21 protein-coding genes are annotated in these 24,836 nt (G+C 61.1%); 12 read left to right on the top strand and 9 right to left on the bottom strand.

Annotated elements, in window-relative coordinates; all coding sequences use genetic code 11:
- Window positions 1–74: 74 nt before the first annotated feature.
- Window positions 75–1,388, bottom strand: coding sequence for an ATP-binding protein (locus tag ACM6I7_RS11485; RefSeq protein WP_027611205.1), 1,314 nt, complete (start codon window positions 1,386–1,388; stop codon window positions 75–77).
- Window positions 1,389–1,500: 112 nt separating this feature from the next.
- Window positions 1,501–2,241 carry a two-component system response regulator OmpR gene (gene ompR, locus ACM6I7_RS11480; RefSeq protein WP_003220637.1) on the bottom strand — a complete coding sequence of 247 codons (741 nt, stop codon included), beginning with the start codon at window positions 2,239–2,241 and terminating at the stop codon, window positions 1,501–1,503.
- A 358-nt stretch (window positions 2,242–2,599) separates the two neighbouring features.
- Between ompR and ACM6I7_RS11475 the strand changes: the two genes are divergently transcribed.
- The 7 genes from ACM6I7_RS11475 to tauD all read left to right on the top strand — a co-directional run bounded on the left by ACM6I7_RS11475 (window position 2,600) and on the right by tauD (window position 11,032).
- Complete coding sequence (locus tag ACM6I7_RS11475) at window positions 2,600–4,924, top strand: Tex family protein (RefSeq protein ID WP_414888607.1); 2,325 nt, start codon at window positions 2,600–2,602, stop codon at window positions 4,922–4,924.
- A complete protein-coding gene (locus ACM6I7_RS11470) occupies window positions 4,924–5,307 on the top strand; it encodes a PaaI family thioesterase (protein WP_086793980.1) in 384 nt (127 codons plus the stop codon). The genes ACM6I7_RS11475 and ACM6I7_RS11470 overlap by 1 nt, the downstream gene beginning before the upstream one ends.
- A gap of 318 nt (window positions 5,308–5,625) precedes the next feature.
- On the top strand, window positions 5,626–7,209 hold the full coding sequence (gene gshA / locus ACM6I7_RS11465) for a glutamate--cysteine ligase (protein WP_096797466.1): 1,584 nt from the start codon (window positions 5,626–5,628) through the stop codon (window positions 7,207–7,209).
- Window positions 7,210–7,429: 220 nt separating this feature from the next.
- Window positions 7,430–8,407 carry a taurine ABC transporter substrate-binding protein gene (gene tauA, locus ACM6I7_RS11460; RefSeq protein WP_414888606.1) on the top strand — a complete coding sequence of 326 codons (978 nt, stop codon included), beginning with the start codon at window positions 7,430–7,432 and terminating at the stop codon, window positions 8,405–8,407.
- A 16-nt stretch (window positions 8,408–8,423) separates the two neighbouring features.
- Window positions 8,424–9,218, top strand: coding sequence for a taurine ABC transporter ATP-binding subunit (gene tauB, locus ACM6I7_RS11455; RefSeq protein WP_414888605.1), 795 nt, complete (start codon window positions 8,424–8,426; stop codon window positions 9,216–9,218).
- Window positions 9,215–10,048, top strand: coding sequence for a taurine ABC transporter permease TauC (gene tauC / locus ACM6I7_RS11450; RefSeq protein WP_096797464.1), 834 nt, complete (start codon window positions 9,215–9,217; stop codon window positions 10,046–10,048). The genes tauB and tauC overlap by 4 nt, the downstream gene beginning before the upstream one ends.
- Window positions 10,049–10,189: 141 nt before the next feature.
- Window positions 10,190–11,032: a taurine dioxygenase gene (tauD, locus tag ACM6I7_RS11445; protein WP_414888604.1), complete on the top strand. Its 843-nt coding sequence runs from the start codon at window positions 10,190–10,192 to the stop codon at window positions 11,030–11,032.
- Between the two features lie 164 nt (window positions 11,033–11,196).
- On the opposite strand, the gene mgrA is transcribed toward tauD, so the two are convergent.
- From mgrA to ACM6I7_RS11430, 3 genes are all read right to left on the bottom strand, one after another.
- Window positions 11,197–12,234, bottom strand: a complete 1,038-nt coding sequence (gene mgrA / locus ACM6I7_RS11440; RefSeq protein ID WP_414888603.1) for an L-glyceraldehyde 3-phosphate reductase — start codon at window positions 12,232–12,234, stop codon at window positions 11,197–11,199.
- Window positions 12,235–12,408: 174 nt separating this feature from the next.
- Window positions 12,409–13,728 (bottom strand): LLM class flavin-dependent oxidoreductase, encoded by a 1,320-nt coding sequence (locus ACM6I7_RS11435; RefSeq protein WP_414888602.1) that lies wholly within the window; start codon window positions 13,726–13,728, stop codon window positions 12,409–12,411.
- A 1-nt stretch (window position 13,729) separates the two neighbouring features.
- A complete protein-coding gene (locus tag ACM6I7_RS11430) occupies window positions 13,730–15,955 on the bottom strand; it encodes a TonB-dependent receptor (protein WP_414888601.1) in 2,226 nt (741 codons plus the stop codon).
- 205 nt (window positions 15,956–16,160) lie between these two features.
- On the opposite strand from ACM6I7_RS11430, the gene ACM6I7_RS11425 reads away from it, so the two are divergent.
- Window positions 16,161–17,198 carry a LacI family DNA-binding transcriptional regulator gene (locus ACM6I7_RS11425; protein WP_414888600.1) on the top strand — a complete coding sequence of 346 codons (1,038 nt, stop codon included), beginning with the start codon at window positions 16,161–16,163 and terminating at the stop codon, window positions 17,196–17,198.
- 35 nt (window positions 17,199–17,233) lie between these two features.
- Here the strand turns inward: ACM6I7_RS11425 and ACM6I7_RS11420 are convergent, their stop codons facing one another.
- Both ACM6I7_RS11420 and ACM6I7_RS11415 read right to left on the bottom strand, forming a co-directional pair.
- Complete coding sequence (locus tag ACM6I7_RS11420) at window positions 17,234–17,635, bottom strand: type II toxin-antitoxin system HicB family antitoxin (RefSeq protein ID WP_003220616.1); 402 nt, start codon at window positions 17,633–17,635, stop codon at window positions 17,234–17,236.
- Window positions 17,636–17,694: 59 nt separating this feature from the next.
- A complete protein-coding gene (locus ACM6I7_RS11415; protein ID WP_027611194.1) occupies window positions 17,695–17,877 on the bottom strand; it encodes a type II toxin-antitoxin system HicA family toxin in 183 nt (60 codons plus the stop codon).
- A gap of 395 nt (window positions 17,878–18,272) precedes the next feature.
- On the opposite strand from ACM6I7_RS11415, the gene ACM6I7_RS11410 reads away from it, so the two are divergent.
- Entirely contained in the window at window positions 18,273–18,533 is a 261-nt protein-coding gene (locus ACM6I7_RS11410; protein WP_025110994.1) for a hypothetical protein, read from the top strand.
- 24 nt (window positions 18,534–18,557) lie between these two features.
- On the opposite strand, the gene betT is transcribed toward ACM6I7_RS11410, so the two are convergent.
- Together betT and epsC are read right to left on the bottom strand one after the other, a co-directional pair.
- Window positions 18,558–20,519, bottom strand: a complete 1,962-nt coding sequence (gene betT, locus ACM6I7_RS11405) for a choline transporter BetT (RefSeq protein ID WP_166496387.1) — start codon at window positions 20,517–20,519, stop codon at window positions 18,558–18,560.
- Between the two features lie 402 nt (window positions 20,520–20,921).
- Window positions 20,922–21,848 carry a serine O-acetyltransferase EpsC gene (gene epsC, locus ACM6I7_RS11400; protein ID WP_095137901.1) on the bottom strand — a complete coding sequence of 309 codons (927 nt, stop codon included), beginning with the start codon at window positions 21,846–21,848 and terminating at the stop codon, window positions 20,922–20,924.
- Window positions 21,849–22,038: 190 nt separating this feature from the next.
- On the opposite strand from epsC, the gene ACM6I7_RS11395 reads away from it, so the two are divergent.
- The 3 genes from ACM6I7_RS11395 to tcyL all read left to right on the top strand — a co-directional run bounded on the left by ACM6I7_RS11395 (window position 22,039) and on the right by tcyL (window position 24,835).
- A complete protein-coding gene (locus tag ACM6I7_RS11395; protein WP_115988453.1) occupies window positions 22,039–23,037 on the top strand; it encodes a D-cysteine desulfhydrase in 999 nt (332 codons plus the stop codon).
- 332 nt (window positions 23,038–23,369) lie between these two features.
- Window positions 23,370–24,170: a cystine ABC transporter substrate-binding protein gene (gene tcyJ, locus ACM6I7_RS11390; protein ID WP_414888599.1), complete on the top strand. Its 801-nt coding sequence runs from the start codon at window positions 23,370–23,372 to the stop codon at window positions 24,168–24,170.
- The gene (gene tcyL, locus ACM6I7_RS11385; RefSeq protein ID WP_003220607.1) at window positions 24,170–24,835 is read left to right on the top strand and encodes a cystine ABC transporter permease; all 666 of its coding nucleotides are present in this window, start codon (window positions 24,170–24,172) and stop codon (window positions 24,833–24,835) included. The genes tcyJ and tcyL overlap by 1 nt, the downstream gene beginning before the upstream one ends.
- Window position 24,836: the final 1 nt, after the last annotated feature.

Genomic DNA, 24,836 nt, shown 5'->3' with positions numbered 1-24,836 from the left:
TTTTGGAATGCGTTCCCCTGTGGGAGCGGGCTTGCTCGCGAAGGGGCCATCAGCCCCGCTGAATATCCCGATCGTCAGACCGCATCGCGCGGCAACATCAACCCCAATGGCAACCGCACCCGCGCTTCCAGTCCGCCTCCGGAGCGGTTGCGCAGCTCGACATTGCCGCCATGCATCGAAGCAATCCGCTTCACGATCGCCAACCCCAGCCCCGTACCTTTCCCGCCCCGGGCACGGTCGCCACGGGTGAACGGGTTGAAGATCGCCTCAAGCTCCGACGGATCAATCCCCGCCCCTCGGTCCATCACGCTCAGCACCACGTACGGCGCGCTCGTGTCACCGGACACATAAGCCGCGACCTCGACGCCACTGCCGGCATGGTTCAGGGCGTTGCCGATCAGGTTGTTCAGCAGCCGCTTCATTGATACCCGGCGCAGTGGAAACGGCTGGATCGGTTCCAGACGCAGACGCACTTTCTCTTCGCTCTGGTTGTACGGCGCGGCCACTTCACGCACCAGATCGCTCAGATCGACTTCCTCCACCGACTCGTCACGACCGTCGCGAATGAACGCGAGGAACTGGTCGAGAATCGCGTCCATGTCTTCGATATCGCGCACCATGTCGTCGGTCAGATCGTTTCGATCACCCATCAACTCCAGCGACAGACGCAAGCGGGTCAGCGGCGTGCGCAAATCATGAGAGACCCCCGCCAGCATCAGCTCGCGCTCGCGACCGGCCTGTTCGACGTCTTCGGCCATCTGGTTGAAGGCGCGATACACCTCGGTCATCTCACTCGGTGTGTCGCTGATCGGCAAACGCACGCTGCGGCCCTGACCGAGTTGTCGGGCGGCGTACACCAGGCGCTTCAAGGGCTGGTTGAGCTGGCTGACGAAAATCCACGCCGAGGCCGTGGACAGCAAACCGATGGCGAGGAACCAGCCGAGTACGTTCCAGATTTTCTGGCCGCGCAATGGATGCGGGTACAACGGCACTTTCAGCCAGCCGTCACCGAGGCTTGGCGCACGCACCCACAGCGCCGGCGGCGAGTGCATGCGCAAGCGCACTTCGGTGTCGGCGCCCAGTTCCGCCTGCATCTGCCGCTGATAGATTTCACTGTACGGCCAGTGCTGCTCGCCCTCTGGCACACCAGCACCGACCACCCGGATCAGGGTCGCGGCATCGGCGATCTTCGCGCGATTTTCTTCATCGGCCGCCCAATAGGCGCGCAGCGTCAGGGCGACGCCGTGGCTGTATTGGCGATCCACCAGCACGTCCTCGTTCATCAACAGATAAACCAGGGTCAGCGCCTTGGAAAACAGCACGACGATGAGCACCAGCCACAGGGTGCGGGAGAAAAAACTTTGGGGGAACCAGACGGGGGTTTTCATCGATAACCGTTACACACTTGCAGGAGCGAGCCATGCTCGCATATTGCGGATTGCGAGTCTGCGTAGAGGGTCGATCAACCCGATGCGCAGACCCGCTCCTACAAATCGCCGATCACTTGGTGGCGGCGCCGTCCGGTACGAACACGTAGCCCACACCCCAGACCGTCTGGATATAGCGTGGTTTCGACGGATCCGGCTCGATCATCCGGCGCAGGCGGGAAATCTGCACGTCGATGGAACGCTCCAGGGCATCCCACTCGCGGCCACGGGCCAGGTTCATCAGTTTGTCGCGGGTCAGCGGCTGACGCGCGTTCATTACCAGCGCCTTGAGTACCGCAAACTCACCGGTGGTGAGCATATGCACTTCTTCGCCACGCTTCAGCTCGCGGGTGGCCAGCGACAGCACGTAATCACCGAAGGTGACGTTTTCGTCTTCGCTGCCCGGCGCGCCCGGCACCGGTGCGGCCTGACGCCGCAGAACGGCTTTGACCCGTGCCATCAGCTCGTCCGGGTTGAACGGCTTGGCCAGATAGTCATCGGCGCCCAGTTCCAGGCCCTTGATGCGGCTCATCTCATCGCCCTTGGCGGTGAGCATGATGATCGGAATCTGATTGTTCGCCGCCCGCAGGCGACGGCAGGCGGTCAGGCCGTCTTCGCCCGGCAGCATCAGGTCGAGGACGACCAGATTGAACACTTCACGCGACAGCAGACGGTCCATTTGCTCGGTGTTCGGTACGGCACGGGCACGGTAGCCCTTGCTGACGAAAAAGCGTTCCAGCAGGCTGCTCAGCCCCGGATCGTCGTCAACAATTAGAATTTTTTCGCCTTCAGCATTGTTTGCAGTGCTGCTCATTGGATGCTCCTTTTAGCTCGGCGCGCATTATGGCGTAGCTGCCGTTATACGCACCGTGTGCATTGTTAGCAGATTTTTCCTTCACTGCCAGAAAACCGGGGTTTCTACCTACAGACTGCTACACCCCCGAATGACAGAACGCTGGTTATAATGCGCGGCGTTTTGTGCCAGGCAACGTCTGAATCGTTACCGCAGGTGGCCGCGATATTTTCCGGGCCTGCGCAGTAATTATTCGATTTCACGGGTCAATGGGGTGCCTTTTGACCCAGGCAGCGGCAATTTTCTAGCCGCTCAACCAGACTCCGGGCCTTTATTTCCGTGCCTGCGAGCCTGCTTTCACAATATGTCAGGTGGTTTTATGGACAGCATCAACAGCCGCATCGCCGAGGAACTCGGCGTACGCCCGCAACAGGTCGAAGCGGCCGTCGCGCTACTCGATGAAGGCTCTACCGTTCCCTTCATCGCCCGTTACCGGAAAGAAGTCACCGGCAGCCTCGATGACACCCAGTTGCGTCATCTGGAAGAGCGTCTGCGCTACCTGCGAGAACTCGACGAACGGCGCATCAGCATCCTCGCCAGCATCCAGGAGCAGGGCAAACTCACCCCTGCCCTTGAGCGCGACATCAAGCTCGCCGACACCAAGACCCGCCTCGAAGACTTGTACCTGCCGTACAAGCAGAAGCGCCGCACCAAGGGCCAGATTGCCCTGGAAGCCGGCCTCGGCGAGTTGGCCGATGGCCTGTTCAACGACCCGAGCCTGACGCCAGAAACCGAAGCCGCACGCTTCGTCGACGCCGAGAAAGGCGTAGCCGACGTGAAAGCTGCGCTGGAAGGCGCCAAGTACATCCTGATGGAGCGTTTCGCCGAAGACGCCAGCCTGCTGGAAAAGCTGCGCAACTTCCTCAAGCAGGAAGCGACCATCAGCGCCCGCGTGATCGCCGGCAAGGAAGAAGAAGGCGCGAAGTTCCGCGATTACTTTGAACACGACGAGCCGCTGAAAAGCATGCCGTCGCACCGCGCACTCGCGATTTTCCGGGGCCGCAACGAAGGCATCCTCAGCTCCGCGCTAAAAGTCGGCGACGAACTGCCGGGCACCATGCACCCGTGCGAAGGCATGATCGGCCAGCAATTCGGCATCCAGAATCAGAACCGCCCGGCCGACAAATGGCTCGGTGAAGTGGTGCGCTGGACCTGGAAGGTCAAGCTCTACACGCACCTGGAAACCGACCTGCTCGGCGAGCTGCGCGACGGCGCCGAAACCGAGGCGATCAACGTCTTCGCCCACAACCTGCACGACCTGCTGCTGGCCGCGCCGGCCGGCCCGCGTGCAACTCTGGGCCTCGACCCGGGCCTGCGTACCGGCTGCAAAGTCGCGGTGGTCGACTCCACCGGCAAGCTGCTCGATCACGCCACGGTTTACCCGCACGTGCCGCACAACAAATGGGATCAGACCATCGCGATTCTGGCCGCCCTGTGCGCCAAGCACTCGGTTGACCTGATCGCCATCGGCAACGGCACCGCCAGCCGCGAAACCGACAAACTGGCGATCGAGCTGATCAAAAAGTATCCAGCGATGAAGATGACCAAGGTCATGGTCTCCGAGGCCGGTGCATCGGTGTACTCGGCGTCGGAACTGGCTGCCAAGGAATTCCCGGATCTGGACGTGTCGATCCGTGGCGCCGTTTCCATCGCCCGTCGTCTGCAGGATCCACTGGCCGAACTGGTGAAGATCGATCCGAAATCCATCGGTGTCGGCCAGTACCAGCACGACGTGTCGCAGCTGAAACTGGCGCGTGGTCTGGATGCGGTGGTCGAGGACTGCGTAAACGCCGTCGGCGTCGATGTAAACACCGCCTCGGTGGCCTTGCTGGCGCGGATTTCCGGTCTCAACGCGACCCTGGCGCAGAACATCGTCGCTCACCGTGACGAGCACGGCGCATTCAAGACCCGTGCGGCGCTGAAGAAAGTCGCGCGTCTGGGCGAGAAAACCTTTGAACAGGCCGCAGGTTTCCTGCGCGTGATGAACGGCGACAACCCGCTCGATTCCTCGGCTGTTCACCCGGAAGCCTATCCACTGGTACAGCGCATCGCCGCTGAAACCGACCGCGACATTCGCTCGCTGATCGGCGACGCCGCGTTCCTCAAGCGTCTGGACCCGAAGAAGTTCACCGACGAGACCTTCGGTCTGCCCACCGTCACCGACATTCTGCAAGAACTGGAAAAACCCGGTCGCGACCCGCGTCCGGAGTTCAAGACCGCAGAGTTCCAGGAAGGCGTCGAAGACCTGAAAGACCTGCAACTGGGGATGATCCTCGAAGGCGTCGTCACCAACGTGACCGCGTTTGGCGCATTCGTCGACATCGGCGTGCATCAGGACGGCCTGGTGCACATCTCGGCGCTGTCGGAGAAGTTCATCAAGGACCCACGCGAAGCAGTGAAGGCCGGTGACGTGGTGAAAGTGAAGGTCATGGAAGTCGATATCCCGCGCAAACGCGTCGGTCTGTCGATGCGCATGAGCGACACCCCGGGCGAGAAGATCGACGGTGCCCGTGGTTCGCGTCCGGGCTCGGCACCGCGCCAGTCTTCGGGCAACACGCCGCGCAAGGAAACGCCCGCAGCGGCGCCGGTGAACAACGCCATGGCTTCACTGTTCGCCAACGCCAAGCAGTTGAAGAAACGCTGATGGAGATTCCGGCCGGGCTCGTCGAGAGCGCGTTTTTCAAGCTGTTGGGCTGCCGCCTGCACAGCCTGGAAACCGGGGTGGCGCAAGTCGCCCTGGTGCTGGAACCGCAACTGCGCAATCGCGGCGGCAAATTGCACGGTGGCGCGCTGTTCAGTCTGGTCGATATCGCCATGGGGCTGGCCTGTTCCAGCACCCACGGCTTCGATCAGCAGAGCGCGACCATCGAGTGCAAGATCAACTACATCCGCGCCGTATCCGACGGCGAGGTGCTGTGCACGGCGCGGGTGATCCACCCGGGCCGCCGCACGCTGGTGGTCGAGGCCGACGTGATGCAGGGCGACAAACTGGTCGCAAAAGCGCAAGGCACGTTCGCTGTCCTGTAGATGTTGTTCATCATTTTGAGTTAATTTCGGCGCTGTGATCGCAGCGTCGAGCTTTTCTGTGGGAGCGGGCTTGCTCGCGAAGGCGGTGTGTCAGGCAAATTGATGTTGACTGACACGCCCTCTTCGCGAGCAAGCCCGCTCCCACAGGGATCGCATAATCTTCGCGTGCATCTGCCAGATTCAGGGATTGAAGTCGGCGGTTCGAAAGGGGCTTCGTGAGCCCGAAAAACCAGGCGAAAACGCCAGTTTCAACTTCACCCTTGTAGACCGTCCTGCCCACCCCCATATTGGGGCGACTGACGCGTGAAGGAATCCAAATTGAGCGAACTTCTCAACCGCCGCCTGGCTCTGCTCGGCGAGCGCGCCAACCTCTCTCTGCTCGAACAGTGCCTCCACGGTATCGAACGTGAATGCCTGCGCGTGACCAGTGAAGGTCGTCTGGCGCAAACGCCGCACCCGGAAGCCTTGGGTTCCGCGCTGACCAATGAACAGATCACCACCGACTATTCCGAGTCGCTGCTGGAATTCATCACCCCCGCCCTGCCCGATCCGGCCGATACGCTGGCGAGCCTGGACAAGATTCATCGCTTTGCCTACAGCAAGCTCGGCAACGAGTACCTGTGGAGTCCATCGATGCCGTGCCCGTTGCCGGCCGAGGAAGACATCCCGATCGCCTATTACGGCACCTCCAACATCGGTCAGCTCAAGTACGTCTACCGCAAGGGCCTGGCCCTGCGGTACGGCAAGACCATGCAGTGCATCGCCGGGATTCACTACAACTTTTCCCTGCCGGAAAAGCTCTGGCCGCTGCTGCGCGAAGCCGAAGGTTTCGTCGGCACCGACCGCGATTTTCAGTCGTCGTCCTACATCGCGCTGATCCGCAACTTCCGCCGCTACAGCTGGCTGCTGATGTACCTGTTCGGTGCTTCGCCGGCGCTGGATGCCGGTTTCCTCCGTGGGCGCTCGCATCAACTGGAACAGCTCGATCCGGATACTTTGTATCTGCCGTACGCCACCAGCCTGCGCATGAGCGACCTCGGTTACCAGAGCAACGCCCAGGCCGGCCTGACGCCGTGCTACAACGATCTGGCGAGCTACACCGACAGCCTGCGCAAGGCCGTGGCCACGCCATACCCGCCGTACGTGGAAGTCGGCACGCACCAGGATGGCGAGTGGGTACAGCTCAACACCAACATCCTGCAGATCGAAAACGAGTACTACTCCAACATCCGCCCGAAACGCGTGACCTACACCGGCGAGCGGCCGATCCAGGCGCTGATGGCCCGGGGCATTCAGTACGTCGAAGTGCGTTGCCTGGATATCAACCCGTTCCTGCCGATGGGCATCGACGTCACCGAATCGCGCTTCCTCGACGCGTTCCTGCTGTATTGCGCGCTGAACGACAGTCCGCTGCTGACCAACACTTCGTGCGGCAATGCCACTTCGAACTTCCTCAGCGTGGTCAAGGAAGGTCGCCGTCCGGGCCTGCAATTGCAGCGCGACGGTGAAGCGGTCGAATTGAAGGTTTGGGCAGCCGATCTGCTGGAAAAAATCGCACCGCTGGCGGCATTGCTCGATCAGAGCCATGGCGGCGACGCACACAGCAAGGCGCTCGACGCGCAACTGGCCAAGGTCAAGGATTCGTCCCTGACCCCATCGGCCCAAGTGCTGGCGACCATGGCCGAGCACAAGGAAAGCTTCGCGCAATTCTCCCTGCGCCAGAGTCAGGCGCATGCCGAGTTCTTCCGCAGCGAGCCATTGGCGGCGGATGAACAGGCGAAGTTTGAGGAGCTGGCGCGTTCTTCGCTGGCGCAACAGGCGGAGCTGGAGCAGAACGAGGTCGGTGATTTCGATGTGTTTGTCGGGTCGTATCAGGCGAGCATTCTGGCGATCAGCAACTGACATCAGAAGGCTCTTCGAACCTTTTCGCGAGCAGGCTCGCTCCCACATTAGATTGCAATCTCCTGTGGGAGCGAGCTTGCTCGCGAATGACCGCGCAGCGGCCGGGCTTAGATTTTTCCGCTCATAAGCTAAGTCTAAAAAGTTATTTATTTTTAGATTCTTAGATCAATTAGTCTCCTTTCACGCCGATCGTCGGTCGCCTGATTTGGAGCACTCCCCCATGAAACTGAACTTCCCGCTTCGTCTGCTGGCCGTAGCCTCGTTGGCTGCTGCGAGCTTTCTGGCGCAGGCCGCCGACCTCACCGTCGCCTACCAGACCACCGTCGACCCGGCGAAAGTCGCCCAGGCCGACGGCGCTTATGAAAAAGCCACCAAGGCCGACATCAGCTGGCGCAAATTTGACAACGGTGCCGACATCATCGCTGCCATCGCTTCCGGTGACGTGCAGATCGGCTACCTCGGTTCCAGCCCGTTGACCGCTGCGATCACTCGCAAGGTGCCGGTGGAAACCTTCCTCATCGCCACCCAGATCGGCGCTGCTGAAGCACTGGTCGCCCGCGACGGTTCCGGAATCAAGACCCCGCAGGATCTGGTCGGCAAGAAAATCGCCGTGCCGTTCGTGTCCACCGGTCACTACAGCCTGCTCGCCGCGCTGAAGCACTGGAACATCGATCCGTCGAAAGTCACCGTGCTCAACCTCGCCCCGCCAGCGATCATCGCCGCGTGGAAACGCGGTGATATCGACGCCACTTACGTGTGGGATCCGGCGCTCGGTGTGGCCAAGGAAAACGGCAAAGTGCTGATCACTTCCGGTGAACTGGCCAAGTTCGGTGCGCCGACCTTCGATGCGTGGATCGTGCGCAAGGACTTCGCCGAGAAGCACCCGGAAATCGTCACCGCGTTCGCCAAGGTCACCCTCGACGCCTACGCCGATTACCGCAAGGATCCACAAGCCTGGCTCGCCGACCAGTCCCACGTCGACAAGCTGGTGAAGCTTTCCGGCGCCAAGGCCAGCGACATTCCATTGCTGCTGCAGGGCAACGTCTACCCGTTGGCAGCTGATCAAGTGATCAGCCTCGGCGCGCCGACCACCAAAGCCATTACCGACACCGCCGCGTTCCTCAAGGAGCAAGGCAAGGTCGAAGCCGTACTGCAGGACTACGCGCCGTACGTCAGCGCCAAATACATCACCAACTGATCGGGAGTTCACTGCGATGGCCTTGCTACAGCTGGAGCGCATCAGCGCACAGTATCCCGGCAGCCCGGAACCGGTGCTGGCGGACATTTCCCTGACCCTCGGGCCGCAGCAATTGCTGGTCGCCCTCGGCCCGTCCGGCAGTGGCAAGACTTCGCTGTTGAACCTGATTGCCGGCTTTGTCGAACCCAGCGCCGGGCGCATCACCCTCGACGGCGTGCCGGTTAAAGGCCCGAGCGCCGAACGTGGCGTGGTGTTCCAGGATGACGCGCTGTTGCCTTGGCAGGATGTGTTGGCCAACGTCGCGTTCGGTCTGGAACTGGCCGGTGTCGCCAAGGACAAACGCGAAAAGATCGCCCGGGAAATGCTCGCGCTGGTCGACCTCACAGGTTTTGAAAACCGCCGAATCTGGCAACTCTCCGGCGGCCAGAAACAGCGCGTCGGCCTGGCCCGCGCCCTCGCCGCCGACCCGCGCGTGCTGCTGATGGACGAACCTTTCGGCGCCCTCGACGCATTCACCCGCGAGCAGATGCAGGAGCTGTTGCTGCAAGTCTGGCAGCGCACCGCCAAACCGGTATTCCTGATTACCCACGACATCGAAGAAGCGGTATTCCTCGCCACTGACCTGATTCTGCTGGCGCCGAATCCGGGGCAGATCGTCGAGCGTCTGCAGCTGGATTTCGGTCAACGCTACGCCGCCGGTGAGTCGGCGCGGGCGATCAAATCCGACCCGCGTTTTATCCAAACCCGCGAGCACGTGCTGAGCAAAGTGTTCTCGCAACGCAGCGCCGTACAACGGCAGGAGCGCGCATGAGCAGTTACGACGTTTCCGCCCCGGCAGTGAAAACCCCATCGGTGGCGACTCCCGTGCGGCGCAGCCTCAGCACGCGGTGGATCAGCCTGCTGACCCTGTTCGCCTTGCTGGTGATCTGGTGGGCCGTGACCGCCACTGGTTTGATCGAACCGCTGTTCCTGCCACCACCCTCCGCCGTGCTGCAAAAAGGCTGGTTGCTGGCGACCACGGGCTATATGGATTCAACTCTGTGGCAGCACCTGGGCGCGAGCCTGAGCCGCATCGGTCTGGGTCTCGGTTTCGCGATTCTGACCGCGGTGCCGGTGGGCATTGCCATCGGCGCCAACCGTATTGCCCGTGGTGTGCTTGATCCGTTGATCGAGTTCTACCGGCCGATTCCGCCATTGGCTTATCTGCCGCTGATCGTGATCTGGTGCGGTATCGGCGAGCTGTCGAAAGTGCTGCTGATCTACCTGGCGATTTTTGCGCCGATCGCCATCGCGACAGCCACCGGTGTGCGCACTGTAGACCCGGCGAAATTGCGCGCTGCGCAGTCGCTCGGAGCCACTCGCGCACAACTGATCCGCCATGTGATTTTGCCGAGCGCCCTGCCGGACATTCTCACCGGTGTGCGCATTGGTCTGGGCGTTGGCTGGTCGACCCTGGTCGCCGCCGAACTGATCGCCGCCACCAGCGGTTTGGGGTTCATGGTGCAGTCGGCTGCGCAATTTCTGGTCACCGATGTGGTGGTGCTGGGGATTCTGGTGATCGCCCTGATCGCCTTCGCCATGGAAATGGGTCTGCGCGCCCTGCAGCGCAAACTGGTGCCGTGGCACGGCCAAACCCACTGACAAATTTCATGTGCCCCCTGTGGGAGCGAGCCTGCTCGCGAAAGCGTCGGATCAGTCACCGCACTGTCGCCTGACACTCAGCATTCGCGAGCAGGCTCGCTCCCACAAAAGCATGACACCCCGAATTCGAAGAGAAAGACCATGAGCAGCCTGACCATCACCCCATTAAGTTCGGCTCTCGGCGCGCAGATCAGCGGCGTCGACGTCAGCCAGCCGTTGAACCTGGAACAGCGCGACGCCATCGAGCAGGCGTTGCTCAAGTATCAGGTGCTGTTCTTCCGCAACCAGCCGATCGAGCCTTCGCAACAGGCACGTTTCGCCGCGTACTTCGGCGACCTGCACATTCACCCGATCTACCCGAACGTGCCCGAGCAGCCCGAAGTGCTGATCCTCGACACCGCCGTCACCGACGTGCGCGACAACGCGATCTGGCACACCGACGTGACCTTCCTGCCGACCCCGGCGATGGGGGCGGTGCTCAGCGCCAAGCTGCTGCCAGAGTTCGGCGGCGACACCCTGTGGGCCAGCGGGATTGCCGCGTATGAAGCACTGTCGGCACCGATGAAAAAGCTGCTCGAAGGACTGACCGCGACTCACGATTTCACCCGTTCGTTTCCGCTGGAGCGTTACGGCAACACGCCGGAAGCGCTGGCACAGTGGGAAGAGGCACGACGCAAGAATCCGCCGCTGTCGCACCCGGTGATCCGCACCCATCCTGTGAGCGGACGCCGTTCGTTGTTCGTCAACGAAGGCTTCACCTCGAAGATCAACGAGCTGTCGGATACCGAGAGCGAGGCGATTCTGAAGTTCCTGTTCACCCACGCAACGCGGCCGGAATTCACCATTCGCTGGCGCTGGCAGCAGGACGACATTGCGTTTTGGGACAACCGTGTGACCCAGCATTATGCGGTGGATGATTACCGTCCGGCGCGGCGGGTGATGCAGCGAGCAACGGTGTTGGGGGATGTGCCGTTTTTCAAATAAGGCCTGATTGCTGTGTTGTTTTCAAAGGCCCCTTCGCGAGCAAGCCCGCTCCCACTGTGGGATTGTGGTGCACACGAAACCAGTGTTCACCATCGATCCAATGTGGGAGCGGGCTTGCTCGCGAAGGCGTCAGTACCGGCGCCGGGTGATCCGGCGCGGAACGCTTATTCAGCGGTCGACGGCTTCTCCCACAGATTGATCCCGCCCTCCAGGGCAAACCGGTCGATCTCCGCCAGTTCCTCGGCACTGAAACTCAGGTTGTTCAACGCCCCGACGTTCTCGATGATCTGCTCCGGCCGGCTCGCGCCGATCAGCGCTGAGGTCACTCGCGGATCACGCAGGGTCCAGGCCAGTGCCAGTTGCGCCAGGCTCTGGCCGCGACGTTTGGCGATCTCGTTCAACGCGCGCACGTGGGCAATGTTGGCCTCGGACAAGTGCGAAGCCTGCAGCGAACCGCCACCTGGGCGATTGACCCGCGCATCCGCCGGCACGCCGTTGAGGTACTTGTCGGTCAGCAGACCTTGCGCCAGCGGGGTGAAGGCGATCACGCCAGTGCCGAGCTCGTCGGTGGTGTCGAGCAGGTCTTTCTCCACCCAGCGATTGAGCAGGTTGTACGCCGGCTGATGAATCAGCAGCGGCACTTTCCATTCCTTGAGCAGCGCAGCGATCTCGCGGGTTTTCACCCCGGAGTACGACGAGATGCCGATGTACAGCGCCTTGCCCTGTTGCACGGCGGTGGCGAGGGCGCTGGCGGTTTCTTCCAGCGGGGTGTCCGGGTCGAAGCGGTGCGAGTAGAAGATATCCACATAGTCCAGACCGAGACGCTGCAGGCTCTGGTCGAGGCTGGCCAGCACGTATTTGCGCGAGCCGCCGCCCTGACCGTAAGGGCCGGGCCACATGTCCCAGCCGGCCTTGCTGGAGATGATCAGTTCATCGCGGTACTGCTTGAAGTCTTCACGCAGCAGGCGACCGAAATTGATCTCGGCGCTGCCGTACGGCGGGCCGTAATTGTTGGCCAGGTCGAAGTGGTTGATGCCCAGGTCGAACGCGGTGCGCAGCAGGGCACGTTGGGTGTCGATCGGCGTGCTGTCGCCGAAGTTGTGCCACAGGCCCAGCGACAGCGCCGGCAGCACCAGACCGCTGCGGCCGACGCGGCGGTAAGGGATGGAGTCGTAGCGATTTTCGGCAGCGGTGTAAGTCATCGAATCCTCTCTTGTTTGATTAACAGCAAATTGAGGGTGAATTTCAACTTTGTGGTGAGGGGATTTATCCCCGATGGACGGCGTAGCCGTCCCAAAAAAAATCGCGAATTTGAATACAGATTTGGGGGTGGCTTTCGCCACCCATCGGGGATAAATCCCCTCACCACAGGGTGTTTACACAAATCTGTTTTGCGGTCGGGCAAGGCCCAGGTTTTCGCGCAAGGTCCGGCCCTCATACTCGGTTCTGAACAGCCCACGGCGCTGCAGTTCCGGGACCACGCCATTAGCGAAATCTTCGAGCCCGCCCGGCAGGTGCGGCACCAGCACGTTGAAGCCATCCGCCGCGCCCTGTTCGAACCACTCCTGCAAGCGATCGGCGATCTGCGCCGGTGTGCCGACCAGACTGTAATGCCCTCGTCCGCCGGCAATCTTGCGGCCCAATTCGGCGAGGGTCAGATTTTCCCGGCCCGCCAGTTCAGTCAGCAATCTCTGCCGGCTCCGCTGGCCGCTGTCGGTCAGCGGCAACTCCGGTAACGGGCCGTCCAGCGGGTACTTCGACAAGTCGAAGTTGCCCAGCATACGCCCAAGCAAGGCGACGCCAACCTCCGGTTCGACCAATTGCTGAAACGTTTCACATTTTTCCTGCGCTTCGGCTTCTGTCTGGCCGACGACGACAAACACCCCGGGCATGATTTTCAGCGAATCGGCACTGCGTCCGTACTTGGCCAGGCGGCCCTTGAGGTCGGCGTAGAACGCCTGTGCGCCGGCCAGCGAAGTCTGCGCGGTGAACACCACCTCAGCGGTCTGTGCCGCCAGCTCACGCCCGGTTTCGGATGAACCGGCCTGCACAATCACCGGTTGCCCCTGCGGCGAGCGCGCCACATTCAGCGGGCCTTTTACCCGAAAATGCTCACCGACGTGATCCAGCACGTGCAACTTCGACGGGGCGTAATAGGCGCCGCTGGCCTTGTCGCGGACAAAGGCATCGTCTTCCCAACTGTCCCACAGCCCGGTGACCACCTGATGAAACTCGCGGGCACGGCTGTAGCGTTCGGCGTGGCCGATGTGTTCGTCGCGACCAAAATTCAGTGCCTCGGCAGCGTTGTCCGAGGTCACCAGATTCCACCCGGCACGGCCGCCCGACAGATGATCGAGCGAAGCGAATTTACGCGCCACGTGGTACGGCTCGTTGTAGCTGGTGGTCGCCGTGGCGATCAGGCCGATGCGCTCGGTCACCGCGCTCAGAGCCGAGAGCAAGGTCAGCGGTTCGAAGTGATCGGAGCGCGCCATGCGGCTGGCGATGTCCTGCGTCGGCGCGGCCACACTGTCGGCGACGAACAGCGTGTCGAACTTCGCCGCCTCGGCAATCTGCGCCAGACGCTTGTAGTGGGCGAAATCCAGACCGGCATTCGCCGGTACCTGCGGGTGACGCCACGCGGCGACGTGGTGCCCGGTGGCCATGAGAAAGGCGCCGAGTTTCAGCTGTCTGCTCATCTCAGAAATCCTTGCGCAGTTGCACGCCGAAGTAGCGTTCATCATCCCGTGGCACGGCGCGGTAGATGTAGTTGCCGCCGCTGGCCAGCAACGGTGAGTAGGACTTGTCGGTGAGGTTCTTGCCCAGCAGCGCCACGCGCCAGCCGTTGCTGTAGTCGGCGAGCGCGACGCTGGCGTTCCAGATGCCGTAGGCGCCTTGTTTGGTGTCGGCATTCTGGCTGATGTCGTACTGCACTTCGCTCTGCCAGCTGTAGTCGGTGCCGAGTTCGATATCGAGGCCGTTGTCCAGCGGGATGCTGTAGTCGGCACGCACGTAGCTTTTCCAGTCCGGGCTGAACGGCAGTGGCTTGCCATTGACGTTGCACGAGGCTGCAGCGCCCGCCGGGCAGCTGAATTGGTCGATGCGCGCGCGGGTGTAGGCCAGCGCCCCGGAGAACTTCAGTTGCTGGGTCGCCTGCAAGGCGTAATCGAGTTCGACGCCTTCGGTGCTGACGCTGCCGGCGTTGATCAGACGCGTCACCACTTGCCCGGCGACGGTGTCGAAAAAGTTCGCCTGGTAGTTGTCGTAATCGCTGTGGAACACCGCAAGGTTGGTGGTCAGCCGATTGTTCCAGCTCGTCGCTTTGATGCCCGCCTCCCAGGTGTTCGAGGTCTCCGGTTTCAGCGCTTCGGTGTCACGCGGCTGCATGTTGAAGAACACGTTGTACGCCGGGCCTTTGTAGCCACGCGAATAGGTCAGATACGTGGTGACCGCATCGCTGAGGTCGTACTGCACACCTAGCCGACCGGACCAGCCGTCCTCGTCTACCGAACCGGAACTGCTGGTTGCAGGTTGAATACCACTGACCGTGGTCGCCGAGGTCGAGACGCGACGGTGATCGTATTCAAGATCATCGTGGGTGTAGCGCAGGCCGGCGATGCCACGCAAGTCCGAGGTGAAGTTCAGCGTGGCTTCGCCGAACGCGGCGTAGCTGTCGCTGGTGGTGCTGTAATCGGCGACGCCACGGTCGGTGCGTGTGGTGGTGGTCAAGGTGCGCTGATAGGTCTCGTCATCCTTGCCGTGCATGTAGAACAGGCCGCCAACGTATTCAAGGAACTCACCTTTCGGCGAGGCCAGGCGCAGCTCTTGCGAGTACTGGTCGAAGACCAGCTCGCCCTTGTCGGCGGTGCCGGGGAACGCTGCAGTGATCGTGCTCAGCCGATCGCCATCCTGATATTGGGTGTTGTCCCAGCCGCGCCACGCGGTGATCGAGGTCAGTGTGTAATCGCCCAGTTGCCAGTCGAGCTGGCCGGACAGGCCCTTGTTGGTGTCCTCGACATGGCTGCGGGTATCGGTGTTGATGTCGCGGTTGTGGTTGCTCGCATAGACCGGGCTCAGCGCGTTGGCGAAGGCCGGGGTCAACGACTTGCTGACGACGCCGTTGGGACCGTCGTCGTGGGACTGCATGTAGTCGGCGATCAGGGTGAAGGTGACGTCGTCATTCGGGGTGAATTCAAGCTTGCCGCGCACCCCGCGATGGTTGTAGCCGTTGACCTCCTGGCCGTTGTATTTGTTGTCGACGTTGCCGTCGTAGCTGCTGACCAGGGTGCTGATCGAGCCCTTCAACGTATCCGGAATCAGGCTACCGCCAATGCCGAAGCGGGTGCGGCTTTCATTGCCGCTGTAGTACGACTGGTCGATGTAACCGTGGGTCTCGTTGGTCGGCGCCTTGCTGGTGATGTTGAGCACACCGGCCGAGGCATTCTTGCCGAACAACGTGCCCTGCGGGCCGCGCAGCACTTCGACGCGCTCCAGATCCAGCAGGTCTAGGGTCGATTGACCGGGACGCGCATAGACCACGCCATCGATCACCGTGGCCACTGTTGGCTCGACGCCGGGCGAGGTGGAAATCGTGCCGACGCCTCGCACAAACAACGAGGTGTCCTTGTTCGACGCACCGGTACGGAAATTCAGCGACGGCACTTGCTGGACGATGCTCGCCACGCCGTTGCGGTTGTCGCGTTCCAGTTGTTCGCCGTCGATCACCGAGACTGCCACCGGCACCTTCTGCAGCGACTCTTCACGGCGGGTGGCGGTGACCGTGACGGACTTGAGGGTCGGCTCTTGATCGCTGCTGTCGGCGGCAAAAGCATCGGGCAGCGGCAACACCGCCAGCCCGGTGAAAATCCAGCCAGCGGCGCGAATCGACTGCGCCAGTTTGTGTGTCGCCCCAGGAATATTGTGCATGGTTGCCCGCTCGAAATTGGCCCTGAACCGCTGCCGTTCTGCGACGACAGCGCCTGAATCGGTGTCTTGGACATTCGCTCGAGCGAGTAGCAGACAATGCGCTTTGTTAGCGCTAACATCGCCAGTATTGGCAAGCTTGGCATAGAGCGTCCAATACTGAAAAATTACTTTTATATGCATTTTGGTTTTTAAGAAGGATCGAGCCTTGAGCCAGGAAAAAACACGCAAACGCCGTGGCGCCGGACGCGTGACCCTGAATGCGGTGGCGCGCGAAGCGGGAGTTTCGGCAATCACCGTGTCGCGCTATTTCAATCAGCCGGAAACCGTCTCGCCGGAACGTCGCGAGCGCATTGCAGCGGTAGTGGCCGAGATGGGTTATGTGCCGAATCTGGTGGCCGGCGGCCTGGCCTCGGCGCGAGGGAAAATCGTCGGCATGGTGATTCCGAACATCTCGGGGCCGATCTTTGCCAACACCATTCAGGGCTTCAGCGACACCCTCAGCCGCCACGGTTACCAACTGCTGCTGGCATCGAGTTACTTCAGTACCGAACAGGAAGAAAACGCCGTGCGCGCGTTTCTCGGCTGGTCGCCGGCAGCGTTGGTGCTGACCAGCCATTTCCATAGTGCGGGCACGGAAAAGATGATTGCCGAAGCGGATATTCCGGTGATCGAAACCTGGGATTACCAGCCGGACCGCGAGCCGATGCAGATCGGCTTTTCGCACTATGAGGTCGGCGTGACCGCTGCGCGTTATCTGCACGACAAAGGCTATCGCCGCATCGCCTTCGTACAGAACAGCGCCCCCGGTGACCTCAGTGCCCTCGAACGTCGCGACGGTTACGCTGGCACCGTTCGCGAGTTCGGACTGCAACCGTGGGTATTCGCCCCGGACGCCGACCGCGCGCCGTTCGAAGCCGGCAAGCAAGCGATGGAAGCGCTGATGAACGCCTCCCCGCGCCCCGACGCGATCATCTTCGCCAACGACAACCTCGCCGCCGGCGGCTTGCTCGCCGGGCAACGCGCAGGCATCAAGATCCCCGAAGACTGCGCCGTGCTCGGCTTCGGCGATTACCCGTTCGCCGAGATGCTGTTGCCCAGCCTGAGCACGATCAAGCCACCGGCACTGGAGATCGGCGTACTGGCGGCAACGCGGGTATTGGAAAGCCTTGGGGTGTTGCCGAGCGATGATGTGCAGCGCCTGAATCTGTTGCAGTGCAACGTGATCGAGCGCGAGAGCACCTGACATACATGCCTGCGGCAGCCCCTACAGGTTGTTCGTCATGCCGACAATTCGCGTAACGCAGCTGCGGCCAGAAATCCGGAGCGGGAACTGTAGCGTTGATCACGCCGGACTGTTTGATCAATACGCTCCAGCAGTTGCTCGGGCAGCGTGGCGTTGAAGCGTACCGACTTGCCGAAATAGGGCGTGATATCAAAGTCGACAACACCCCAGATTCCACCCGCGTAATCCGGGTTGTCGAGATGTGCATCAATATCCTGAACTCGAGGCAACGGTGCACCATCAGCCACCAGCCCCTCATAGTGCAGGGCCAGAGCCTCCTGAGTGTTTTCAAAAGCTTCGGCTACCGTGCTCCCTGCGGAGAAGCACCCCGGTACATCCGGGACAATCACTCCGTAGTCCGAGTCGGCATCCTTGTGCAAAACGACCGGGAATTTCATAAACGTGAATCCTTCCTCTGACGTGTCCATAACAGGACTTTCACTTCCAATAACGGGCTTCATTTCAACCCCGCCTGTTTCAAAATGCTGTTGATCGTCCCTTTGGGAAGGTCTGAATCCGGATGCTTGATCGTCACCCGACCCGGCTTGCGCGGATGCTTGTACTGATGGTGACTACCCTTCACTGCAACCAGATACCAACCATCCTCCTCGATCATCCTGATCATTTCCCGACTACGCATTTCCTTCGCCCTTTTCGACAGCAAGAGCTGGTCACTCTAGGGCGTGGACAACCGATTGATACACACAATACACACTCGGATAAATATTAGCTGAGTGAACAAACACCCGATTATTGGTTCGACCAACGGCAGACGCGGGCCAGCGAGAAAGGGCCTTCTCGTCCAGATACATTTGAATGAGTCGCGAAATATGTCGATCGAGAAGGGTTGGCTCGTATGGTTGTGGGCTGACTTGTCTATGCTCTAAATGACACCGAGGGGGCCCTTTCGCGGGCAAGCCCGCTCCCACAGGATCTTGGTTGTACGCAGAATCTGTGAATGACCGAGATCACTGTGGGAGCGGGCTTACCCGCGAAGGCGTCCGATCAGGCACCGCATGACCCGCAGGCACGCCTATGCACACCGCCATCATCATCTTCTTCGGCCTGGTCCTGCTCGCCCTGATGCTCTACATCGGCGAGCGCATTGGCTTCAGCCGGCAGACTCTGGCCTACAGCTTCGCCGCGCTGTGGCTGGCGTTGACGGTGATCAATGGTGCGGTGGGGGTGGTGCATGCCGGGCAGCCGCTGGGTTCGGAGATCGCGGTGGGCAGTGCGGTGTTCGGGGTGCCGATGGCGGCGATGGTGTTGTTTATGGTGCTGAGCGCCGAGTCGTGAAACGTCCCGGCGCTCAGTTGCCGATCAACGCACCAGATGCAGGAACTGCATGTGGCGTTCGTACTGGTCGAGGATGTCGTTGATGATCTGTTCCTTGGTGTAGCCGACCAGATCGTAGTCCTGACTGCCCTCGCTCAAGTGCACTTCAGCGCGGTAGTAGCGGCGGTTGTTGAGTTGCTTGGAACCCATGCCGCCACGGGCGAACGACGGCGTGAAGTAGCCGCGCATCTGCACCTGGTAGATGAACGGATGCTGCTCACCGTGGCCTATTTCCAGGCTGATGTTGTCGTGCGCCGGGTCCGGCTGGGTGACCACGTTCAGACCCTTCTCGACAAATACCGCCGTCACTTCTTCAATCGCCGGGCGCACCGTGGTGTCCATGAAGCGGTACACCTCGTCGCGTGACGGGAAGTGCACCGCCTGACTCAGGCGCTGGCGCCAGCCGCCCGTGCCACGCCGCGAACCGGAGACCGGTGCCAGCGAATGCAACTGCGCGATCTGCTTCTGCGACTCCAGATAGAACGCCTTGTGCAGGCCCCACATCATCAGCAGCAAAATCATCGAGAACGGCAGCGAGGTCAGCACCACCGCCGATTTCAGCGCATCGATGCTGCCGGAGAACAGCAGCGCACTGGTGATCAACGCGGTCATCGCGCCCCAGAACACTCGCAGCCATTTCGGCCCGTCCTCGTCCGGGTTGCCGCCCTTGGCCGACAGGGTCGAGAGCACCACGGTGCCGGAGTCGGCGGAAGTGACGAAAAACACGAAGCTGATGAACACCGTCACCGCGATGACAGTCTTGCTCCACGGGTAGGTTTCCAGCAGCAGGTAAAGGCTCATCGACGGATTGTCGAGGGCCGACATGCCCAGTGCCGACATGCCGTGGTTGAGGACCTGATCGATCGCGCTGTTGCCGAAGATCGACATCCACGCCAGGGTGAAACCGAGCGGAATCAGCAGCACGCCGAAGACGAATTCGCGGATGGTGCGGCCACGGGAAATCCGCGCGATGAACAGGCCCACGAACGGCGACCATGCGATCCACCAGGCCCAGTAGAACACGGTCCAGCCGCCGAGCCAGTCGCTTGGCTTGTCGTAGGCGTAGAGGTCGAAACTCTTCATCGGCAAGGCGCCGAGGTAATCGCCGAGGTTCTGGATCAAGGTGTTGAGCAGGTGCTGGGTGGGACCTGCGAACAACACGAACAGCAGCAGCGCACAGGCCAGCAGCATGTTGATGTCGGACATCACCCGCACACCCTTGTCCACACCCGACACGGCGACGATGATCGCCGCACCCATCATCAACGTGATCAGGCCGACCTGAATCCACTGGGTGTGAGCGATGCCGAACAGGTAGTCCAGACCGGAATTGAGGTGCAATACGCCGAAGCCCATGTCGGCGCCCAGACCGAACACCGTGGCGATGATGCCGAAGCCGTCCACCGCGTAGCCGATGGGGCCGTTGATGCGCTTGCCGATCAGCGGGTACAGGGCCGAACGCAAGGCCAGCGGCAGGTTATGCCGGTAGGCGAAATAGGCCAGCGCCATGCCGACGAAGGCGAACACGCCCCAGCCGTGCAGGCCCCAGTGCAGAAACAGAATCTGCATCGCCTGGCGCGCCGCATCGGCGGTGCCGGCCTCGCCTTGCGGCGGTTGGGCCAGGTGCGTCAGTGGCTCGGATACGCAAAAGAAAAACAGCGTGATGCTGATCCCGGCGGCAAACAGCATGCCGGCCCAGGACAGGTAACTGAACTCGGGTTCGTCGTGGTCGGCACCGAGTTTGATCTTGCCGTAGCCCGATAACGCGGTGACCACCACGAAGACCAGATACAGGGTCATCGCGAGCATGTAGTACCAGCCGACCGTGTTGGCCGCCCAGTTTTGCGCAGCCAGCAACCAGGCGCCGGCCTGCTCCGGCATGGCGATGACAACCAGACCAAACAGCAGAATCACCGTCGCGGCGAAGTAGAACACCGGCGGATTCATGCGCACCAGACCGCTGGCGGGGGTAGACGATGCACTCATGAAACGTGCACCTCGAGGGGTTGAAACGTGGCTGAAATGATCGGACTCAGCAAAGGCAAGCCTCCTGTTGTGAGCGGGCAGCGAACCACCGGTTTAACTTGAATGAACGTTCAAGTTAAACATGGATAGGGTGGTAAGGACTAATCGCAGGGCCAGGCGGTAGTTTTCCTACAGTAGCCCAAGGAGGGGTATGACGCGGGTTTGAGGGGATTCGTTCAATGGAGAATTGGCTGAATGCCATTATCTCGATCTGACCCAAAAAACCATTCGCGAGCAGGCTCGCTCCCACATTTGAAACGCATTCCAGTGTGGGAGCGAGCCTGCTCGCGAAGAGGCCTGACGCGGCAACGCAGATTCAGGAACTTACTTCTGCGTCCCGTCATCATGCTGCAGATTGGCCTGAGTCAGGTTGCTCCCTGCCGGCACGCTGCGCGTCAGCCACACATTACCGCCGATGGTCGACCCCTGGCCGATAGTGATCCGTCCCAGAATCGTCGCGCCGGCATAAATCACCACGTCGTCCTCGACAATTGGATGGCGTGGATGGCCCTTCTGCAACTGCCCGTCTTCATCCGCCGGGAAGCGCTTGGCGCCCAAAGTCACGGCCTGATAGATCCGCACACGCTCGCCGATGATCGCGGTCTCGCCGATCACCACACCCGTACCGTGGTCGATGAAGAAACTGCGGCCGATCTGCGCGCCTGGATGGATATCGATGCCGGTGGCCGAATGCGCAATCTCCGCGCTGATTCGCGCGAGTAACGGCAACCCGGCGCGATACAGATGGTGCGCCAGACGATGGTGAATCACCGCCAGAATTCCCGGATAGCACAGCAACACTTCATCGACGCTGCGCGCCGCCGGATCGCCGTGATAGGCGGCCAGCACGTCGGTATCGAGCAGGCTGCGCAGGCCCGGCAAGGCCAGGGCGAAATCCTGAATGATACGGATCGCCTGAGCTTCGACATCAGCATCACCTTGAGCGCTGTGCCGTGCGACGTAACGCAACTCCAGCCGCGCCTGCGCCAGCAAGGCATTCAATGAGGTATCGAGGGTGTGACCGACATAGAAGTCCTCACTCTCCTCACGCAGATCCACCGGCCCCAGCCGCATTGGGAACAACGCACCACACAGCGCTTCGAGAATCTCGGCCATCGCCGCGCGGGACGGTAACTCGCGGCCACCCTGCTCGCCGCTGGCCCGGCCATTCTGGGTACGCCACTGATCCCGCGCGGTACGCAGTTGGCTGACGATGGTCTGCAATTGCCAATGGCTGGAACGCTCGCTCACGGTAAAGACTCCTCACGGGCGGCCGGACGGTCTGGCCGCGTCAACGGCGACTACTTTACGGCATGCCCGTGAGGGCGAATTAAGAACCGATAGTGCTGGACTAAGCACATTTGGCTATAAGCGATTCACGGTTGCCCCGCTAAAACGGCGTGCCTATAGTCCTGTCATCTTTCTCCGCCAGTACGGACTCATGATCAAACAACAGCTGGATCGCTTTAACCGTCTCGACCTGCTCGGCCAACCCACGCCGCTGGAAAAACTTGAACGTCTGTCCGCCTGGCTGGGTCGCGATGTGTACATCAAACGCGATGACCTGACGCCGCTGGCCATGGGCGGCAACAAGCTGCGCAAACTCGAATACCTCGCCGCCGACGCCCTCGCTCAAGGCGCCGACACGCTGATCACCGCCGGCGCCTTGCAATCGAATCACGTACGCCAGACCGCCGCATTGGCGGCCAAACTCGGCTTGGGTTGCGTGGCGTTGCTGGAGAATCCGCTGGGCACCGACGACAGCAACTACACCGGCAACGGCAACCGCCTGCTACTTGATCTGTTCGACACCAAGGTCGAGTTGGTGGACAACCTCGATAACGCCGACGAACAACTCGCCGCACTCGCTGTGCGCCTGCGCAGCAATGGCAAAAAACCGTATCTGGTGCCGATCGGTGGCTCGAATGCCCTCGGTGCATTGGGCTACGTACGTGCCGGTCTGGAACTGGCGGAACAGATCAAGGACACCGGCCTGAATTTCGCCGCCGTGGTGCTGGCCTCGGGCAGCGCCGGGACCCACAGCGGTCTGGCGCTGGCCTTGAGCGAAGCGCTGCCGCAGTTGCCGGTGATCGGCGTGACCGTCTCGCGCAGCGAAGAAGATCAGCGCCCGAAAGTGCAGGGTCTGGCCGAACGCACGGCGGAGCTGCTGGGTGTGAAATTACCAGTGAACTTCAAGGTCGAGTTGTGGGACGAATACTTCGGCCCGCGTTACGGCGAACCGAATGCCGGGACACTGGCGGCGGTGAAACTGTTGGCCAGTCAGGACGCGGTGCTGCTCGACCCGGTATACACCGGCAAGGCCATGGCCGGGTTGCTCGACGGGATCGGCCGCCAGCGTTTCGACGAGGGCCCGATCATCTTCCTGCATACCGGTGGGGCGCCGGCGCTGTTTGCCTACAAGGATTCGCTGACAAACTGATCCTCCCAGCTGCAAGAATTTCTGTGGTGAGGGGATTTATCCCCGTTGGACTGCGCAGCAGTCCCCTGCTCTTCAAGTCAGAAGAGAGGGCCGCTTCGCGCCCCATCGGGGATAAATCCCCTCGCCACTATTGATCATATATATTCGAAATTGGAATAACAGAAAGATCATTAAGTATTTTCAAGTCTAAAGCAGACATCTTATAGTCTCGCCGCAGGCGAATTTCGGGCAAGACGCATAAGCTGCTTTAGGGCACGATAACGCAGTCGTTCAATTCCCGGATTCGCCAACCTTCCTTAAGCGTCTTCCATAAGAAAACACAGGGGCTTGTCATGAATTTTTCCGCACTACGTCGCACTCTGCTGGTAGGTTCGCTGGGCCTTGCACTGAGCGCCGGCCTGATCGGCCAGGCAACCGCCGGTGAGCAGCTGCAACAGATCAAGGACAAAGGCGTTATCAACGTCGGCCTGGAAGGCACTTACCCACCGTTCAGCTTTGTTGACGAGAACGGCAAGCTGTCCGGCTTCGAAGTCGAACTCTCCGAAGCCCTGGCGCAGAAACTCGGCGTCAAAGCCAAGATTCAGCCAACCAAGTGGGACGGTATCCTCGCTGCGCTGGAATCCAAACGTCTGGACGTCGTGGTCAATCAAGTGACCATCTCCGACGAGCGCAAGAAGAAGTATGACTTCTCCGAGCCGTACACCGTTTCCGGGATTCAGGCGCTGGTGCTGAAGGACAAGGAAGCCAAGTTGAACATCAAGACTGCCGCCGATCTGTCCGGCAAGAAAGTCGGTGTCGGCCTGGGCACCAACTACGAACAGTGGGTCCGCGCCAACGTGCCGGGCGCTGACGTGCGTACCTACGACGATGATCCGACCAAGTTCGCCGACCTGAACAACGGCCGCACCGACGCCATCCTGATCGACCGTCTGGCTGCCCTTGAATACGCCAAGAAAGCCCCGAAAACCGTGGCTGCCGGTGAAGCGTTCTCCCGTCAGGAATCCGGTATCGCCCTGCGCAAAGGCGAGCCTGAGCTGCTGGCTGCGGTGAACAAGGCTCTCGACGAGCTGCGTGCCGACGGTACCCTTGAGAAGCTGTCGAAGAAATACTTCAACGCTGACGTCACCCAATAATGGAAGAAGCTTTCCAACTCGCACTGGATTCCGCGCCCTTTCTGCTCAAGGGCGCGTACTACACGGTCATCCTCAGTCTGGGTGGCATGTTCTTCGGCTTGCTGCTGGGCTTCGGCCTGGCCTTGATGCGCCTGTCGCGCTTCAAACTGGTGAGCTGGATTGCCCGCATCTACGTGTCGTTCTTTCGCGGCACGCCGTTGCTGGTGCAACTGTTCGTGATCTATTACGGCTTGCCGCAATTGGGTCTGGAACTGGATCCGCTGCCGGCGGCGCTGATCGGCTTCTCGCTGAACATGGCCGCTTATGCCTGTGAAATCCTGCGTGCCGCGATCGGTTCGATCGAGCGTGGACAGTGGGAAGCCGCTGCGAGCATCGGCATGACCCGTGCGCAGACCCTGCGCCGGGCCATCCTGCCGCAAGCGATGCGCACAGCGCTGCCGCCGCTGGGCAACAGCTTCATTTCGCTGGTCAAGGACACGGCACTGGCCGCCACCATTCAGGTGCCGGAACTGTTCCGCCAGGCGCAACTGATTACCGCCCGGACTTTCGAAGTCTTCACCATGTATCTTGCCGCCGCGCTGATCTACTGGATTCTGGCCACGGTGCTGTCGCACCTGCAGAACAAGTTGGAAGAGCGGGCCAATCGGCACGACCAGGAGTCCTGAC

The organism is Pseudomonas sp. IT-93MI4, assembly GCF_949767635.1.
Classification (GTDB): Bacteria; Pseudomonadota; Gammaproteobacteria; order Pseudomonadales; family Pseudomonadaceae; genus Aquipseudomonas; species Aquipseudomonas putida_A.
The sequence above is the reverse complement of the archived record's forward strand: the minus strand, read 5'-3'. Positions and strand labels throughout refer to the sequence as shown.